Below are 18,339 nucleotides of genomic sequence, written 5' to 3'. Positions count from 1 at the left end.
TATGAGTTTCATTATTATTCCTAAATATCGAACAGCCATGTACTAGGTGGCGCTTTAAGTTGTTGAACTAAATTTTGAATCACTTTTTGTTTCGCAGCATTCGTTGTTGCCCCCGTTTCTTGGGCGTGTAAATCGTGTTGTAATAACACCTTGAATGGGCTACTACTGCGGGTAAGTGCTAAAGATAAAATCGCTTTTGCGCTGTGGCTATTTTTACTGTTAGCATAGTACCAGCGTAATTGCGGGCGCATCCACAATTGAGTATTACCACTGTGGGGTAGGGCATCGTTTAAAGCCGACTTGATTTCATGGGCGCTCAGTGCACCAACCACATCGCATGCAACGTCATTTAGCGCGCTTGACTGATCCGTTAATAAGGTATTTAAGCGAGTTCTAATTAAAGGTTGAGCCCCTGACAAGTACTCAAGTACCGCGAGCTTTTTTGTTGCATCACTGAGTAAACCACTATACTGCAATGCCCAAATAAAGCGTTGTTCACTATTTTTGTCGCTCGGTGACACGCGGAATAACACTGACAAATCAGCTTTTACCGTGTTAACAATGACTGATTTTTTCACACCGAGTTGTAGGGCAAACAAATTTGCCTGCTCAGCGCTATTAAGCTCCTCTGTGCCCGTAAGGGTAAACGGCAAGCTACTAAGGGACGTAGTTTGCTGAAAATAACCTGTTGATTGAGTATTTTGCTTGCTTGATAGCTGTACTTGCTCGGTACTTACATCAACACTCAGTTGCGTTACTATGTCAGCTAGAGCCGCTTGCTTTGCAGTTAAGCGACTTTCACCAATACCTACAGCTGTAATATATTCATCACTTTGTTGAGACTGAAGTACCCAAGCAGGCCAACTTTGTGCTGAAGTAATACAAGCAAATGCCAGTAACAAGACAAATAGGCTTGTTTTCATTAATTTTTCGCTTCTAGCGTAAGCTGCCGCTCGTTAATTGATGCTATGGTTGCTTGTTCAAGTTCAATAATTTCATTCGCTTCAAGTGCTAACGCAAGTTGATCTTTTGCTTTTAATAATGCGACACCAATATCCTTTGGGTTCTCAGCTTCATTTTCATCATCTGCGAACATACTCATTACACTACTGCCTGCACTTAGTGTTAAAGCCGCAGCAACTTCGTTTCGATACTCTGTTAGTAACAGTGCAGATTTAGCGGCTTCAATAGTTAGCTGTGTGGCAAGCTCAACGTTTTGTTGATAAATCGCTTCATTAGCTTCGTTGTAAGTAGCAAGTTTATGACCTATCTTTTCGTCTTCATTTTTAGCGCCCGCATCAAACTTTACAATGGCTGCCTCTAGCTCTTCAGGTGAAGCATCTTTATTGGCGTATAAGAATTTTCGTGCATCAAGATGATCAGTCGATGTGCGGTACTGCGACATAACTTTATATTGGCGCTCTAGCACCATGGCCGATGCATTTAAAAATTCGTTAATACCAGGCACAACATCTACCGGGTATTGATAGCCAAGAGTATCCATACGGGTAGTTAATTCAGCAACAACTGCGTTGCGGTCTAAGTCACCAGAATTATCTGCAGTAGACACACAGCCTGCGAAAAGAGGAGCAAAAATCAGCGCGGAAAGAATGGTTTTCTTCATGTGGAAATTTCCTATAAGTTTAAAAGGCAAGAAAGCATGTAGCTAAGCTATTGACTTAATTCATTCTTCCTTGAATTGCCCTTATATAGTTGCTGAATTTAAGATGAATTGCAACACGAAATTTCAAAATTTATACGCAGTTTTCGCAAAATAATAACAAATGTAACTACAGCTAGGCATTATTTTAGAAATGATGACTACAAAGTAATTTTAAATCTAAAGAGGTTCATTTTCTAATTACAGCAAATTTAGTATGGTTGATTTAATTATCAATCTATAGCTAACCAAACCCCCACTAGCACCATTAAACTTCCCGCAATACGATTCATCCACTGAATGTTATTGCCTTTGGTTAAAAATAACCGCAGGCTTTTACCACCTGTTGCGTAAATCATCATACAGATAAACTCTGAGAGTAAAATAATGGCCACCAGCACCGCTAATTGGGGCGCAACACTGTATTGTACGCTAATAAAAGGAGGTAATAAGGAAATCATAAACGCCCATCCTTTTGGATTGGCAATGGCGGTTACAAACCCCTGTGAAAATAATGAATATCGGCTCACGGCTGTTGTATTATGCGTATCAACCGACATTTTTCCTTTCGCACGCCACATATTAATGCCAATGTAGATTAAATAAGCACCACCTAGCCATTTTAAAATATCAAATGCACTGGGGTAATTAAGCATAACACTGGCTACACCTAGCACCGCGGCTACCGCAACACTGGCGACACCTAATAGCTCGCCAATCATCATCCATAAAGTTCGGCGCACGCCTATACTCATGCCTAAAGTCATGGCCAGTGTCATGCACATACCCGGAGTAATAGACACAAAAAAGAAGGTAGGAATAAATACCGCAAGTGCAGCTACATCAATCATTTAAAGCTCGCAATAGGTTAAAAAAGTAGTGTTAATTTTGAATAAAAGGGTAAAGGAAAAATAGCTATCGGTAAATTAGAAATAACAGCATCGAGAGTCGGGCTACGGGCAATGGGCAACGAGCTTAGCCCGAGTTAGCAGCGCAGTATTTCGCGCCGCCAAACCTCGAAGCCCTGAGCTCGAAACTCTTAGCAAATTAATTTACTGTTGTTTCAGTGTCTACTTCGTTATCACTTAACAAGTACTTATCAAGCCACTGCTCTTGCTCCCACAGTACATGTAATAAGCTTTTACGGGCACGGTAGCCGTGGGCTTCGTAAGGAAGCATCACTAAACGCGCTTCTTTACCCAAGCCTTTAAGTGCTGCGTACATACGCTCACTTTGCATTGGGAAAGTTCCAGAATTAGGGTCCTCTTGACCGTGGATCATTAACATAGGCTCGTCAATTTTTTCAGCATGGAAAAACGGCGACATGTTAGCGTACACACTTTGTGCTTGCCAAAAATCACGTTCTTCACCCTGAAAACCAAACGGCGTCAATGTGCGGTTATACGCACCACTGCGGGCAATACCTGCCTTAAATAAATCGCTATGCGCTAATAAGTTAGCCACCATGAATGCACCGTAAGAGTGCCCTGCAATGGCAATATTGTTTTTATCTGCAATGCCCTTTTCAACGAGTACATCAACCGCTGCTTTGGCGCTAGAAACCAGCTGTTTTCTAAAGTGATCATTTGGCTCACTGCCATCAACACCTACAATCGGCATTTTAGGATCGTCGAATACTGCAATTCCTTTAGCTAAATAAGGCATTGGACCCCAATAACCAATGTAGGTAAATTCGTATTCTGATTCGCGCACCTGTGAGGCAACCGCTTTATCTTTATATTCAAGTGGGTATGCCCACATCAATACAGGTAAAGGCCCTTGTGTTTTATCATACCCTGGCGGTAAATAAAGCGTACCCGATAGTTCAACACCGTCATCGCGGGTGTAACGTAATTGCTCTTTAGTCACCCCTTTAAATGCTGGATACGGATGCTCAAACTGAGTCAGTTGCGTTAACGTATCTCTATCTAAATCACGAATAAAAAAGTTGGGCTGCTGCGTTTTAGACTCGCGAATAGTAATAATGCGCTTACCTTCATCGTCTAATAAAGCACGCACCCGCTCATAGTAAGGTGCAGCCGATTGCCATAGTCGTTTAGTGCTGTTTGTTTTTACATCGTATTGATCTAAAAATGGAATATTCCCTTGCTCAGATGCACCATCACCACGAAGGTAAATGTAACGTCCGCCTACCACTTTTATAACACGCGAACCTAAATCATTACGCTCATATATGGTACTGCCAGGATCTTTGTAAGCATCATTGTAACTACGCTCTGAAAACAGCACACGGTTGCTATCGGCATTACGGGGTTGAATAACATAAGTACGTACTTGTCTGTCACTAAAGCGCCAATCACTTAGCATGGCAATGTTGTCATTACCCCACTCTATACCCGCAAAACGGCGCTCTACCTTTGCAAATAATTTAGGTTCGCGTTTAAACGGTGCACGTAAACTATAAAGGTAGTCATGGTGCTCAACCTCAGTTTTCATATCGCCGCCATCTTGCGCTTCGGCCCAAATAACCTCTGCGCCCTGATCGGCACGCCACTCAAAATTACGCCGTCCAGTGCGAACACTGTCATACCCTTGTGGAATGTTGTCGGCAAGGGGTTGCTTAGCAAGCTCTAATAATGCAAAACCACGCATCCCCCATATTTCCCATGTGGTTGCAAAGCGGCTGTAAGGTACTTGATACGAAAATGGCTCGTCTATTGTAGCAACCAATAAATTAGTAGAATCAGGAGAGATTGAAAACGATTTAAATAAACCGGCGTCGCCAATCTTCTGCGCTTTACCATCTAAGGTGATATAGGCTAGCTGCCCTTGTCCGTAAAACTTAAATTGCGCTTCATCAAACGGACTAGTTAATAAGTTTTGATAAGTGCGCGCTGGGGCTTTTTCACCGGTACTTTGTTGAATAACCGGTACTGTGCTTTGAGTATCATTGGTTAATCTTGGTTTGTCTAAGTTAACCGCTAAATTAGCCACAATCGCTGTGCTATCGGGTAACCACTCATAAGGGGTACTTGTTAAAGTAGAATTAAGTGGATACTCACTTAACTGCTTTGCTTGTTTACTTTTAACATTGTAAATCCAAAGTCGTGCATTTTCTGGCTGTTCCACAATAAACGCTAAGTACTCGCTAGTTGCAGACCAACGAGGGGAACGAATAATACCCTGCGGCAAGTTATTTACGTTAACCACCGTACCACTTTGTACATGCTTAAGCTCTAAAGCACTGTACTTTGCACTTACCCGTGAGCGAGAAAAGTTAGCAGGGTTTAACTTAATACCCGCTAATTTAAGTTCTTCTTTTGCAAGCTCATCTAACGAGACCACTCTTTTACGTTCAAACAAAGCCAACCACTGGCCATCGTTTGATAAAGAGCTAGTAGGGGCTAACTTAGCATCGACTAATGCAGCCAGTTCTGGGGAAGGAGTTTGATATCCTTGCTCTGCATAGCTTGCAGGTAGCAAAACAATACAGCCAACAAAGGCAATTAACAGCCTAAAAGCATTCATGTTTTATCCTTTTTATTTTTGAATATTACCGGATATATAAACACGTTTTGCACCATTCATAAAGTGTTAAGCTAAGTAATGACTTAAGTAGCCTGAATACGCTAAAATACACGCCTATTTACTCAACGCTAAAATTGGTTGTTTATGTCCATTAATTTGCAGCATTTTAGTTTTTCGAAATCATACTCTGCTTTTTAAATACCGTTACAGCTTTTAAAAATATACCACTGTGTTTGAGTCTGTTTTTCCATCAAATAATTAGAGAATCTAGCCAATGAAAAAAGTGCTGGTAATTGGCTATGTATGGCCAGAGCCCAATTCGTCTGCTGCAGGTACGCATATGATGTCGTTACTTAATGCATTTAAAGCGCAAAACTGGGATGTTGAATTTGCCACGCCTGCACAACCTACCGATCACATGGTTAACCTTACCGACTTTGGTATCACTAGCCAAAGTATTGCCCTAAACTGTGATAGCTTTGATGACTATATAAAAGCTTACAATCCCGATTTAGTGATGTTTGACCGTTTTATGATGGAAGAGCAGTTTGGCTGGCGCGTAGATAAGCATTGCCCTAATGCGCTTAAAATTTTAGATACCGAAGATCTACAATGCCTTCGCAATGCTCGCCATGAAGCGCATAAAGGTGAGCGTGAATTTAACCACAGCGATTTACTATCAGACATAGCTAAACGTGAAATAGCCGCTATTTTACGCTGCGATCTCAGCTTAATTATCTCAAGCTATGAGATGGAGCTACTCAATGAAGTGTTTAATGTTGAGCCTAGTGTGTTGCATCATTTACCATTTATGGTTGATTTAAGCGCCTTACCTGAGCAAACTAAATCGTATCAACAACGCCAACACTTTATGACCATTGGTAATTTCAGACATGCCCCAAACTGGGATGCGGTGCTTTATTTACAAAAAATTTGGCCGCTTATCCGTAAACAACTGCCACAGGCAGAACTGCATATTTATGGTTCATACCCGCCACCAAAAGCCACCGCACTTAATAATCCTAAAACCGGCTTTTTAATTAAAGGCTGGGCCGATGACGCATATGAAGTAATGCAAAGCGCACGTATTTGCTTAGCCCCTTTACGTTTTGGGGCGGGTATTAAAGGTAAACTATTAGAAGCCATGATCATGCAAACCCCAAGCATCACCACGCCTATTGGCAGCGAAGGTATGCACAACACATTACCGTGGCCAGGTGTGGTAACAGCAGATGCGCAAGCTTTTGCAGATGCCGCCGTCTCTTTATACAACAACGAGGCTAAATTTAGCGAAGCGCAAGCCGCTGGCAACCTTCTACTTAATACCCTGTATGACAAAGTGCAGTTAAGTGCTCAATTAATTGAAAAAATCGACTCAATAAGCAGTAATTTAGATGCTCACCGGATGAAAAATTTCACAGGCCAAATGCTCAAACACCATACCATGCGCAGCACACAATATATGTCGCAGTGGATAGCAGAAAAAAATAAAAAATAACATTAAAAATCACTAGACAGGCGGCGATTTGTGTTTAAAATCGCCGCAAATAAACTTGGGCAATTTTAGCATTATTGCCTATATTTTTAGCTTAGTTATTTAATAGTTGGTTCAAAACAAATTTGAAAACCGCAACGTTTACTGAAAAACGCAAATTTATCGTTAAATTGGGCAAGATGCTCCATAAATACGGTACACCTGCCTATCGCTTAGAAGCCCACTTAATGGAAGTGGCGACTTATTTAGGTCTTAAATCCTCGTTTGTTATGTCTCCAACGTCGGTTACCTTTGTTATTTGGACGGATGGTCATGAAGATGAATATACCCATGTTGCCCGGGTTGACCCAGGCGATCACGATTTAGGTTCACTTGCGGATACCGATGACCTAGTTAATAAAATGCTCAATGGTGAACTCACGTTGCAAGAGGTTGATCAGCAACTTGATATCATTTTTGAGGCGCCAAACCCTTATAACAAAATCATAACCGGTATCGCTTTTGCCACCTCTGGCGGTGCATTTGCAATGCTAATGGGCACCAGTTGGAATGATGTTATTTGGTCTGGTTTATTAACCTTTATTGTTTACTTATTTGTATTGTGGTCGGCCCGTTCGAAACGTGTGGCTCACATGCTTGAGCCACTAGTGGCGATAGTGTCGGCCATTCTTGCTTGTGCTATTAGCGTTCATTTAGATGCACACATTAATATTCGGTTAATTGTGCTTTCTGCCATTATTGTGTTTATACCCGGTTTAGCCCTTGCACTTGGCTTAGCTGAACTGGCAGCCCGGCATTTAGTCTCGGGCACAGCACGCGTGATGGACTCGTTTATGTTGCTGTTTAAGCTCTATTTTGGGGCTTTTATTGGTATTGCTATTGGCTTTGCCTTATTTGGTCAAACCGATTTCGTACAACCTGAGCCGTTACCAAAGTGGACTGCATGGTTAGCCATATTCTTACTCTGTAGCAGCTTAATTGTGATATTTAGAACCAAGTTTAAACACGCAGCCTGGTCTATAGCCTCTGGCTTTATTGCCTATGGCACTAGTATTGGCTCTGCCATGTACTTAGATTACACACTGGGTACCTTTGTGGGCGCATTCTCTGTAGGTGTGTTTAGTAACTTATTTAATCGTGTTGCCAATGCCCCGGCCTCTATTGTGGCTATGCAAGGCCTAATTGTATTAGTACCTGGTAGCAAAACGTATATTGGTTTGAACTCACTGATTGAAGGGCAAGATTTTGTTTATGCAGAGCACATTGGTCAACAAACGTTTTTAATCTTTATGTCGCTGGTGGCCGGACTCATTTTTGCTAACGTAGCACTTCCTCCTAAAAAAAGTCTATAACATTAAGCGCGGTTTCACACCGCGCCATAGCATTATTGCCTTCATTAAACGCCCTCTTTTGAGGATTAATCGCATTTTTTAGTATATTGGGAACACCTTGCTATAATGGCTGAAATCTAATAAAGCAAAGGAAATAACAATGCTAAAAACTAGCTTAGCGATAGCAATTGGGCTTTCAAGCTCACTTGCATTTGCGCAATCAGCAATCACTGTTGAAGACATTCCAAAAGTAAAATCGGTAATACAAACAAGCGTTAGCCCCGATGGCGACACTGTTGCATTTACTCGTTCGTTACCTCGCACGCTTTACGTTGACGAAAATGGCAGTAATTACAGTGAGCTTTACGTTGTTGATGATGAAGGTGTTGAACGTCCTTTTATTACCGGCTCGGTTAATATTAAAAGCCTACAATGGTCAAACGACAGCAAAACAATTTACTTTTTAGCGAAATTAAAAGACGACAAATATACTTCGCTTTACCAAATACCTGTTGATGGCGGCCAAGCACAAGCGGTTATGTCATTAAAAGGCACATCTATTTCAAGCTATCAGTTAAGCCCTGATAACAAGCAAGTTGCTATTTTAGCAATGCCAGCTGCTGATAAGTCAGAAAAAGAACTAAAAAAGCTTGGCTTTAAAGCAGAAGTGTACGAGCAAGGCCTTAAAAACAAGCAGCTTTTTATTGTAGATTTAGCTAAAGCCGACAAGCCACTTACTCCAACTGCACTCAATGTTGATAACTACGTAAGTGACGTTAATTGGGCTGCTGATGGTGAAAAGCTACTGGTTAAGACTCAACCTACAGCTTTAATTGACGACAGATACACAAAATCAATGTGGCATTTATTTGATATTGCTAGCAATAAAGTTACCTTGTCATTTAAAACTGAAGGTAAATTAGGCGATGCTGAGCTGTCGCATGATGGTAAATACATTGCTATTTTAGGTGCAGAAGATAAGCACGACCCTGCAACTGGTCGTTTATTTATTGCCGATACTAAAACTGCAGAAATCACAGAATGGTTACCTAACTTTATGGGCCACGTTGTCGACTTTGAATGGTCGCACAAACGTAACACCCTTAACTTTATTGCCAATGTAGGCACTGAAAGTTTTGTTGCGAGCATTAAAACTGGCTCTAACAAATACAAGAAGCTCGTAAAAGAAGGCAAATTTATTGCCTCACAGCTAAGTGTTTCTGATTCAGATAAAACCCTAGCACTTCGTGGTAACACGGCAAAACACCCTAACGAAGTCTTTATTGTGCGCAGTAACAAGGCAAAGCGTTTAACAGATTCAAACAGCTGGTTAAACGACAAACGCTTTGCTAAACAAGAAACAATTACCCTTAAAGCGCGTGACGGTGTAGAACTTGATGGTGTACTAGTTTACCCACTCGATTATGAAAAAGGCACACGCTACCCACTAATTATGTCGGTACACGGTGGTCCTGAAAGCCATGATAAAAACGGCTGGGTAACTAACTACTCGCGCCCTGGTCAAATGGGTGCTGCCCGTGGTTACGCGGTATTTTACCCTAACTACCGTGGTTCAACGGGTAAAGGCGTAGATTACTCTAAACTAGGTCAAAACGATTACGCAGGTAAAGAGTTTGACGACTTAGTTGATTTTAAAAATCACCTTGTTGATATGGGATTAGTTGATACTAAACGTGTTGGTATTACCGGTGGCTCATACGGCGGTTATGCATCAGCGTGGGGCGCAACAAAGCTAACCGAGCACTTTGCTGCCAGCGTTATGTTTGTGGGTGTAACTAATCAGCTATCTAAATTTGGTACTACTGATATTTCAAACGAAATGAACCTAGTTCATGCGCGTTCATACCCATGGGACAAATGGCAATGGTACTTAGAGCGCAGCCCTATTTACTGGGCAGGTCAATCTGAAACGCCACTGCTTATTATGCATGGTAAAGACGATCCTCGCGTTCACCCTGCACAATCTATGGAACTTTACCGTTACATGAAAGTGCAAGGTAAAGATGTACGCCTTGTTTACTACCCAGGCGAAGGCCATGGTAACCGTAAAGTAGCAGCACAATACGATTACAGCTTGCGTTTAATGCGCTGGATGGACAACTACTTAATGGAAGGCAAAAAAGACATGCCTGCATTTGAAATTGACCATGCCGCTAAGTTAAAAGCAGTGAAAGACGCCAATAAATAAGTATTAGCTTAATACCAAAGGCCAACATAAATATGTTGGCCTTTTTGTTTGTATTACCGGGCATGCTTAGTGGCACAGCAAAGCTTATGTTACACTCTGACTCATTATTCTGTTAACTGCTAATCACACCATTGCCATGTCAAACCCTGCTAGCTGCTTTACCACTTTTAATGAAAATATAGATAATCTTGCACTGCCTGATCAGTTTACATTTCCCTTTTATTATAAACCCCATCCGCTGGCCATTGCCGCTGCAAAACAATTACAACTACAGTTAAACAAGCTAGATAAGGCTATTTTAGATACAGATGATATTGATGCCGGTAAAATGTTTGGCGTATTGGTCGTTCAAGATAAGTCGCAACAGCTAGGCTTTATTAGCGCCTATTCGGGGCAAATAGCGGGGATAGATGAGCAACTGCATTTTGCGCCAAATGTGGCACTTAAACATATAGACGATGCAGAATTTAGTCAGCAGAGCCAAGTGATTAACGATATTAATGCGCAAATTACAGCCTTGCAAAACAGTGATAATTATCAACAAATTGAGCAACAGTTAGTGACTGCTCGCCAACACTATGAGCAACAACTTATCGCCAAGCAGCAAGCGATGCAAGTAACTCGAAAACAGCGAAAACAGCAACGGCAAGCCGCCGGCGAACAACTCAATAATGATGAGTTTGAAAAACTGAAGAACCAATTAGCTGGGCAGAGCATTGTTGAGAAAAAACAACTACAAGCATTAAAGCAACAGTGGCAAACACGTATTACTGCACTTGAACAAGCCCAACTAACAATAAATGATGAAATTAACGGATTAAAAAAACGCCGTAAAGTGCTCTCTAAAAACTTACAAAAAAAGCTATTCGCTCAGTACCAGTTTTTAAATGCAAACGGCGAAGTGACCGATTTAAACGCCATTTTTGCCAAACTGCCCGAGCACACACCGCCTTCAGGTGCGGGAGATTGTGCAGCGCCAAAATTATTACAATATGCCTATAAACATAATTTAAAGCCGCTGGCTATGGCCGAATTTTGGTGGGGCGCACCGCCTAAATCGGCAATCAGACATCATTTACATTATTACCCTTCGTGCTACAGCAAATGCCAGCCTATTTTAGGGCATATGCTAGAGGGATTAAATGTTGAAAACAACCCGCTCTTGGTCAACCCTGCACAGGGAAAAGACCTAACGATTGTTTATCAAGACGATGATTTGTTGGTGGTAAATAAACCTGCTGAATTTTTATCTGTGCCAGGCATTAATATTGACGATTCGGTATATATGCGAATCAAAACTCAGTTCCCACACGCTTCGGGGCCACTTATTGTGCACCGATTAGACATGTCGACTTCAGGGCTGTTAATGATTGCGTTAAATAAACGGGTGCATAAAGCACTGCAAAAACAGTTTATAGAGCGTAGTGTAGAAAAACGTTATGTTGCTTTAGTGGCGGGTAATATTGCTGCTGAAAGTGGCAGCATAGAGTTACCTTTAGTGCTTGATTTTGATGATAAGCCACGGCAAATGGTGTGTGACAAAACAGGGAAGCCGTCATTAACAACATGGCAGGTACTGGAACGTAAAAATAATACCACCCGCTTACAACTCTACCCAAAAACAGGACGTACTCATCAGTTGCGTGTTCACTGTGCCCACCACTTAGGGTTAAATACACCCATTGTGGGCGACACTCACTACGGTAAAAAGGCAGAACGACTGCATTTGCATGCCGAGTATTTAGCTTTTACCCATCCTATTAGTCATGAACGATTAGAATTTGAAGTAGCCGCTGATTTTTAAATCAGCGCTGCTTTTAGTCGAATCGGATTCTAAAACAGTGCCATTTTTTCATATTGCAAAGTAGGTAACTTTTACCGTTGCAATATAGAAAAATTTACCTGCATTATGCAAAGCCACAATCCAAAAAATATAAATACCAATGAAATTCAAGTATTTAAAAATTGGCATTAGCTTTGCTTTTATTATTGTACGTATTTGTTACAGCAACTTAAAGCACCAATAAGTGCTTTTAGTCACACACAGTAAATGGCTTGCTAAGCGCTTACTGTGTGCAACAGAACTTCCTACACTCCCTGTGTACTTTATTGGTTATAGGCTAACGCTTATAACCATTTTTTTTGCTTATTATTTAACAGTAAATTTTACGTCTTGATCGCGTAATAAATAAAGCGCAAAACACGCAGCCCACATCGGCCATGCTGCAAAAAACAGTAAATTATTAAAGCCATCAATGTACTGGTTGTAAGAAGACAGCGTTGATAGTCCATGCATTATAAAAATAGCACCGTAAGTAATACGTTTTTTAAAACCGACTAAAAACGCTATCACTAGCGATAATTGCAATGTACCTAAAATATAAGCAATCGTATCGGTAGAGCCACTGATCCCATAAAAATGTTCAAAAATACGGGCGCTATGCCCCGGATTTACAAATTTATCCAGTGTCCACATTACCATCACAATAAAGACCCCTAATCGCAGCGATAAAAGCGACCATTGCAAACGAGTTTGTACATCTGTATTGATTGAATCTGTCATAAAATTTCCTTAAAAAAGATATAAATAAACTAATTGGCAAGTAAGACCGTATAATCGTTTTTTTATTTTCAAATAAATTAAACTCTTTACAATAAAAGCACTATTATTTAACCGCTAAGATAAAAAAATAAAAACATTAGCAATTGATTGAAAGATATTTGTACCTGTCTTGGTCTTTTGTGTACATCAACATAAAACAATAGAGAAACACGATTTGAAATACACGTATTTAGCTTTAACCCTCGCCCCACTATTAAATGTAGCTTTAGCAGCTCAGGCTACAGAGACAAAAAGCCCAGACCCCATTGAGCGAATTGAGGTGGCAGGGCAAGCGCTTAAATATAAAAACCTCTCTATTAAAAACACCACAGTAAATGGCCCTTTTGGCGACAACCTGGCTTTACAAGACATAGCTCGCTCTGTGACCCCTATTTCTAAAGACTTAATTGAGCAATTAAATATAACAACATTGCACGATGTGCTCGCTGTAAGTCCTAATACATACGCGGCCAGTGGTTTTGGTGCACCAAGCTTACCGACTATCCGCGGCCAGTTAGGTGAGTTATTTCAAGATGGTACTCGACGTCAAGCAGGTAATAATGGTTTTGGTGTGCCGTTGTCGTTTAATGCGATAGAACAGATAGACGTAGTTAAAGGTGCACCACCTGTATTGTTTGGTTCAAGCCAACGTAACGGTGGCTTTGTAAACTTACACTCTAAAACAGCCTCAACTGATCAGCGTAAAGGCAATGTGAAAGTGTCTGCAGGAAGTTGGGATAAGTATAGCGCCCAAGTAGATTACAACGCACCGATTGTTGAGGATAAAATTGGCTTACGTGTTAGCTATGAGCATATTGATCAGGGCAGTTATTATGACTACTCAGCCACACAAAGTGATAGCTTGTTTGCGGCATTAAAAATTTTACCGGATGACAAAAGCAGTTGGGACATTAACTTTGAACTGTACCAAACAGAATTTACCGATAACGCTGGTATAAACCGCCCTACCCAAGCGCTTATCGATCATAATCTTTATATTACTGGTCAAGGGTTACAAGCGAATGGCAGCACAGTTCCTAGCGCAGGGTCTATTATATCGCCTACAGGACAAGTCAAAATAGATACCAGCCGTGTGCTTACCGACCCTGATAATCTCAATCAAGCGACCACTTATTTAGTTCATAGTATTTATAAGCGCGCACTGTCTGATGTGATGTCGATTAAAAACATTAGTTACTTTCAGCATTTGCAGCGCGAAGAAATAGCACAAAATAGTTTTGTTGAAATAATTGATGGCGCCGATACCGCACAAAACCGCACTGAACTTACGTATCAATGGAGCAATGAGCAGCAAACCTTATTCGCCGTTGATGTTCGCTACAATAAAGTATTGGGTTACAGCCAATTTACTACTGAAGCCGACACACCTATTGATTTAACCGGCCCACTTTCAAACCGCCGCATTCCATTAACTGATGCACAAAAGGCACGTTTGGTAGAGCTGCGCCCAGGTGTATATGTATCCCCTGGTGGTCAGTACGATATCAACAATGATGGCAGTGGTGATTTTAACTTATCAGACACTACAGATTCACGCTCATGGCAAACCGGCATTGCCATTCAACAAGACTCACAATGGACTGACAGCTTACGTACTAGTGCTGGTTATCGTGTTGATTATTATGATGTAGAAGCACACGACCCCATTGCGCCTCAAGGGCAAATAGCGGCTAGTGATAGCATTAACGATACACTGCAATCAGCGCAGTTGAGCGTTAATTACTCAGTAAATGACGATTTAACCACTTATGCGGCAGCAAGCTATAACGAAGCCACCTCTAACAGCATGGCTGGCGGTAATACGTTAGGTGGTGATAATACAATTAGTGCACAAAATTTTGCTACGGAAAATACTTTAGTCGAGTTAGGGGTGAAATATGCGCCAACACAAAGCGACTGGTATGCAGATGCTGCTGTATTTAGCCAACGCCGCAGCTTACGTAATCGCGATGGTAGCAATACCGGCATTCGTACAACCGGTTTCGAAAGCCAAGTATTTTATGATGCTTACCCTTACTGGGTAAGCGCAGGCTACAGTTACATTGATGCCCGTTATGACAACTCTGCGACAGGCCAAGATTCAGCGCAAATAGCCGATGCGTTTGATAATTCGCGCCCCGACATTATTGCGGGTAACAGCATAGGTGCACCAAGTTACACTGCTTTTGCGCCCTCAAACCGTCAAGTTCAAGGGATCCCAGAGCAATCATTAAGTTTAAACGCTAACTATACAATTACCTCTCAGTGGCAAGCTGGATTTTCTGCCCTGTATACTAAAAGCTACCCTTTAGATTTTTTGGCTACCGTATACATTCGCGATCAGCATACCTTAAATGTTAATACCAGCTATGCGTTTACCTCAGCGACTAAATTAAGACTCGATGTAAATAATATTACCGATCAGCAAAACTGGCGTCCTGTATTTGAAGGTGGCTATTTTGGCGCGACACTTGCGTTCCCAGAATTACCAATTAACGCTAAGCTCACACTTACCCATAACTTTTAAACCGTTTGAGAGATAACATGTTAAAAAAACTAAGTTTGTTATTACTGGCGGCGATAGGTGTCGGCTTATTCTTTTTTTATGACCTAAACCAGCTCCTTACCCTTGACGGGTTAAAAGGATCAATGGCGCAATTTGATCAGTACAAAGCTCAATCACCGTTTTTGGTGATCGGGGGGTTCTTTTTACTTTATATATTAGTGACCGCGCTTTCACTGCCTGGTGCAGCTATTTTAACGCTAGCCGCTGGTGCATTATTTGGTTTGGCTCAAGGGTTATTAGTTGCCTCGTTTGCCTCAAGCATTGGTGCTACGTTGGCATTTTTAGTGTCACGTTATTTATTGCGCGATACCATAAAAAAACGCTTTCCTGAACGTTTAGCCGCTATAGATACTGGGGTTGAAAAGGAAGGCGCATTTTACTTATTTACGCTGCGCTTAGTGCCTGTTTTTCCGTTCTTCTTAATTAATTTATTAATGGGTTTAACCGCTATTAAGTCATGGACTTTTTACTGGGTAAGCCAAATCGGGATGCTGGCGGGTACCTTTGTATTTGTGAACGCTGGTACCCAATTAGCACAAATAGATAGCTTATCGGGTATTTTATCGCTGGATTTAATTTTGTCGTTTGCGTTATTAGGGGTATTCCCGTTAATTGCAAAAAGCCTAATAAATGCAATAAAAAAGCGCCGTGTTTATAAAAACTACACTAAACCTAAAACATTCGACCGCAACATGATTGTTATTGGTGCAGGCGCAGGCGGCTTAGTCACCAGCTATATTGCTGCTGCCGTAAAAGCTAAAGTTACCTTAATTGAAGCCGGAGAAATGGGCGGCGACTGCTTAAATACTGGCTGTGTACCTAGCAAAGCCATTATTAAAAGTGCAAAAGTAGCCCAGCAAATGCGCCAAGCTGAAAAATATGGGCTACAAAACACGACACCGCAGTTTTCGTTTAAAAAAGTAATGGCACGAGTGCAGCAAGTGGTTGCCGATATTGCCCCACACGACAGTGTTGAGCGCTACACAAACTTAGGCGTAGAAGTAATAAAAGGCTACGCCAAACTTATCGACCCGTGGACGGTGGAAATTAAATTAAATGATGGCGGCACGCAAACACTCACTGCCCGTACTATTGTTATTGCCACTGGCGCACGCCCATTTGTACCGCCACTACCTGGGATTGAAGAAACCGGCTATGTAACCAGTGATACGTTATGGAGCAAATTTGCTAAGCTTGACGATGCACCTAAAAAGCTTGTAGTACTTGGCGGTGGGCCAATTGGTAGTGAATTGGCACAAAGCTTTGCGCGTTTAGGTTCAAATGTTACACAAATTGAAATGGCTAAACGCATTATGATCAAAGAAGACTTAGAGGTGTCTAAATTTGCTCACGAAGCGTTAACACAAAGCGGCGTAAACATTTTAACCTCACACCAAGCACTGCGCTGTGAAGCACGCAACGGTAAAAAATTCATTGTGGTAAAACACAACGACAATGAAATCGATATTGAATACGATGAGCTACTTTGCGCCGTAGGGCGAAGCGCACGCTTGGAAGGTTATGGCCTTGAAACGCTCGGCATAGAAACGAGCCGCACTGTAGTCACAAACGAATACCTAGAAACACTCTACCCCAATATTTTTGCCGCAGGCGATATTGTAGGTCCGTATCAGTTTACTCATGTAGCCGCTCATCAGGGCTGGTACGCTGCAGTAAATGGCTTATTTGGTCAGTTTAAAAAGTTTAAAGTAGATTACCGTGTTATTCCTTGGACCACATTTATTGACCCAGAAGTAGCACGGGTGGGCATAAATGAACAAGAAGCGATTGAAAAAGGCATAGACTATGAAATCACCCGCTTTGAATTTGAAGAGCTAGACCGCGCCATCACCGAAAGCGCTAACAATGGTTTTATTAAAGTGATCACCCCTAAAGGTAAAGACAAAATACTCGGTGTTACTGTGGTTTCTGAGCACGCTGGCGATTTAACTGCTGAATTTGTACTAGCAATGAAACACGGTTTAGGGCTTAACAAAATATTAGGCACCATTCATAGCTACCCAACATGGGCCGAAGGTAATAAATACGCAGCAGGTGAGTGGAAACGCGCTCACGCACCTGAAAAAGTACTAAACATGCTGGAAAAATACCACGCCTGGCGCAGAGGCTAATATGTTTAAAACACCTTTAAAAGCGCTATTGTTAGGTTCTGCTTTGCTTGCAACATCGTTTGCAAGCAAAGCTCAAAACATGCATGACAGCTGGAATGCATTATTAAACAATCATGTTGTAGCTATTAATCATGGCCACAGCACAGAGGTTGATTACACAGCAATAAAAGCTAAGCGCAAAGAACTTAAAACCTATTTAGATTCGTTATCGGCTGTTACGCAAAATGAGTTTGATACATGGGAAAAACCTAAGCAGCTGGCGTTTTTAATTAATGCGTATAACGCTTTTACTGTTGAGCTAATATTAACAAAATACCCAGATCTTAAATCAATTAAAGATTTAGGCAGTTTTTTTAGCTCACCGTGGAGCAAAGAGTTTATTTTTCTGCTGGGTAAAACTCGTAGCTTAGATAACATAGAGCATGACTTAATCAGAGGTAGCGGTAAGTACAACGATCCTCGTATTCATTTTGCGGTAAATTGCGCCAGCATTGGCTGCCCTGCTCTTCGAGAGGAAGCCTACACCGCAAAAAAACTAGAGGCCCAATTACACCAACAAACAGTGCGTTTTTTATCTGATACGTCACGCAATAAACTACAAGGCAACACCCTAAAGCTGTCTTCTATATTCAAGTGGTATAAAGGTGATTTTACCAAAGGGTTTGGAGGGGCTAATTCATTATCACAGTTTTTATTACTATATGTTGATGCGCTCAATTTAGGGCCTGCCCAACAACAAAAATTAACAAGCGGCGACATGAAAATAGACTTTTTAGACTATAACTGGGATTTAAATGCGCGTCGTTAAGGCCTTTACAGTGTGCTTGCAAAGGTGTTTTTTTAGTATCGCCATTT

General features: G+C 41.4%; 12 protein-coding genes. 7 read left to right on the top strand and 5 right to left on the bottom strand.

Translation table 11 applies throughout. The features are described from left to right. Window positions 1-20 precede the first annotated feature (20 nt). The 4 genes from P20439_RS17185 to P20439_RS17170 all read right to left on the bottom strand — a co-directional run bounded on the left by P20439_RS17185 (window position 21) and on the right by P20439_RS17170 (window position 5,149). The gene (locus P20439_RS17185) at window positions 21-923 is read right to left on the bottom strand and encodes an LPP20 family lipoprotein (protein WP_008108863.1); all 903 of its coding nucleotides are present in this window, start codon (window positions 921-923) and stop codon (window positions 21-23) included. Continuing rightward, window positions 923-1,624 (bottom strand): hypothetical protein, encoded by a 702-nt coding sequence (locus P20439_RS17180; RefSeq protein ID WP_008108865.1) that lies wholly within the window; start codon window positions 1,622-1,624, stop codon window positions 923-925. Before P20439_RS17180 ends, P20439_RS17185 begins: the two co-directional genes overlap by 1 nt. Window positions 1,625-1,893: 269 nt before the next feature. Further along, complete coding sequence (locus tag P20439_RS17175; RefSeq protein ID WP_008108867.1) at window positions 1,894-2,511, bottom strand: LysE family translocator; 618 nt, start codon at window positions 2,509-2,511, stop codon at window positions 1,894-1,896. Window positions 2,512-2,707: 196 nt separating this feature from the next. Continuing rightward, entirely contained in the window at window positions 2,708-5,149 is a 2,442-nt protein-coding gene (locus P20439_RS17170) for a prolyl oligopeptidase family serine peptidase (RefSeq protein WP_008108869.1), read from the bottom strand. A 274-nt stretch (window positions 5,150-5,423) separates the two neighbouring features. Here P20439_RS17170 and P20439_RS17165 point away from each other — a divergent pair, with 274 nt between their 5' ends. From P20439_RS17165 to P20439_RS17150, 4 genes are all read left to right on the top strand, one after another. Beyond that, window positions 5,424-6,647: a glycosyltransferase family 4 protein gene (locus P20439_RS17165; RefSeq protein WP_008108871.1), complete on the top strand. Its 1,224-nt coding sequence runs from the start codon at window positions 5,424-5,426 to the stop codon at window positions 6,645-6,647. A 122-nt stretch (window positions 6,648-6,769) separates the two neighbouring features. Continuing rightward, window positions 6,770-7,996, top strand: a complete 1,227-nt coding sequence (locus tag P20439_RS17160) for a threonine/serine exporter ThrE family protein (protein WP_008108872.1) — start codon at window positions 6,770-6,772, stop codon at window positions 7,994-7,996. A 139-nt stretch (window positions 7,997-8,135) separates the two neighbouring features. Continuing rightward, entirely contained in the window at window positions 8,136-10,184 is a 2,049-nt protein-coding gene (locus P20439_RS17155) for a S9 family peptidase (RefSeq protein WP_008108875.1), read from the top strand. A gap of 136 nt (window positions 10,185-10,320) precedes the next feature. After that, entirely contained in the window at window positions 10,321-11,988 is a 1,668-nt protein-coding gene (locus P20439_RS17150; protein WP_008108877.1) for an RluA family pseudouridine synthase, read from the top strand. 345 nt (window positions 11,989-12,333) lie between these two features. Here the strand turns inward: P20439_RS17150 and P20439_RS17145 are convergent, their stop codons facing one another. After that, complete coding sequence (locus P20439_RS17145) at window positions 12,334-12,747, bottom strand: hypothetical protein (protein ID WP_008108879.1); 414 nt, start codon at window positions 12,745-12,747, stop codon at window positions 12,334-12,336. Between the two features lie 214 nt (window positions 12,748-12,961). Between P20439_RS17145 and P20439_RS17140 the strand changes: the two genes are divergently transcribed. From P20439_RS17140 to P20439_RS17130, 3 genes are read left to right on the top strand one after another with little or no spacing between them, the layout of a single operon-like run. Further along, window positions 12,962-15,313 (top strand): TonB-dependent siderophore receptor, encoded by a 2,352-nt coding sequence (locus tag P20439_RS17140; protein WP_008108881.1) that lies wholly within the window; start codon window positions 12,962-12,964, stop codon window positions 15,311-15,313. A 17-nt stretch (window positions 15,314-15,330) separates the two neighbouring features. Then, window positions 15,331-17,484 carry an FAD-dependent oxidoreductase gene (locus P20439_RS17135; RefSeq protein ID WP_008108883.1) on the top strand — a complete coding sequence of 718 codons (2,154 nt, stop codon included), beginning with the start codon at window positions 15,331-15,333 and terminating at the stop codon, window positions 17,482-17,484. A gap of 1 nt (window position 17,485) precedes the next feature. Then, the gene (locus tag P20439_RS17130) at window positions 17,486-18,292 is read left to right on the top strand and encodes a DUF547 domain-containing protein (RefSeq protein WP_008108885.1); all 807 of its coding nucleotides are present in this window, start codon (window positions 17,486-17,488) and stop codon (window positions 18,290-18,292) included. Window positions 18,293-18,339: the final 47 nt, after the last annotated feature.

The sequence above is a fragment of the Pseudoalteromonas sp. BSi20439 genome (assembly GCF_000241165.1).
Classification (GTDB): domain Bacteria; phylum Pseudomonadota; class Gammaproteobacteria; order Enterobacterales; family Alteromonadaceae; genus Pseudoalteromonas.
The sequence above is the reverse complement of the archived record's forward strand: the minus strand, read 5'-3'. Positions and strand labels throughout refer to the sequence as shown.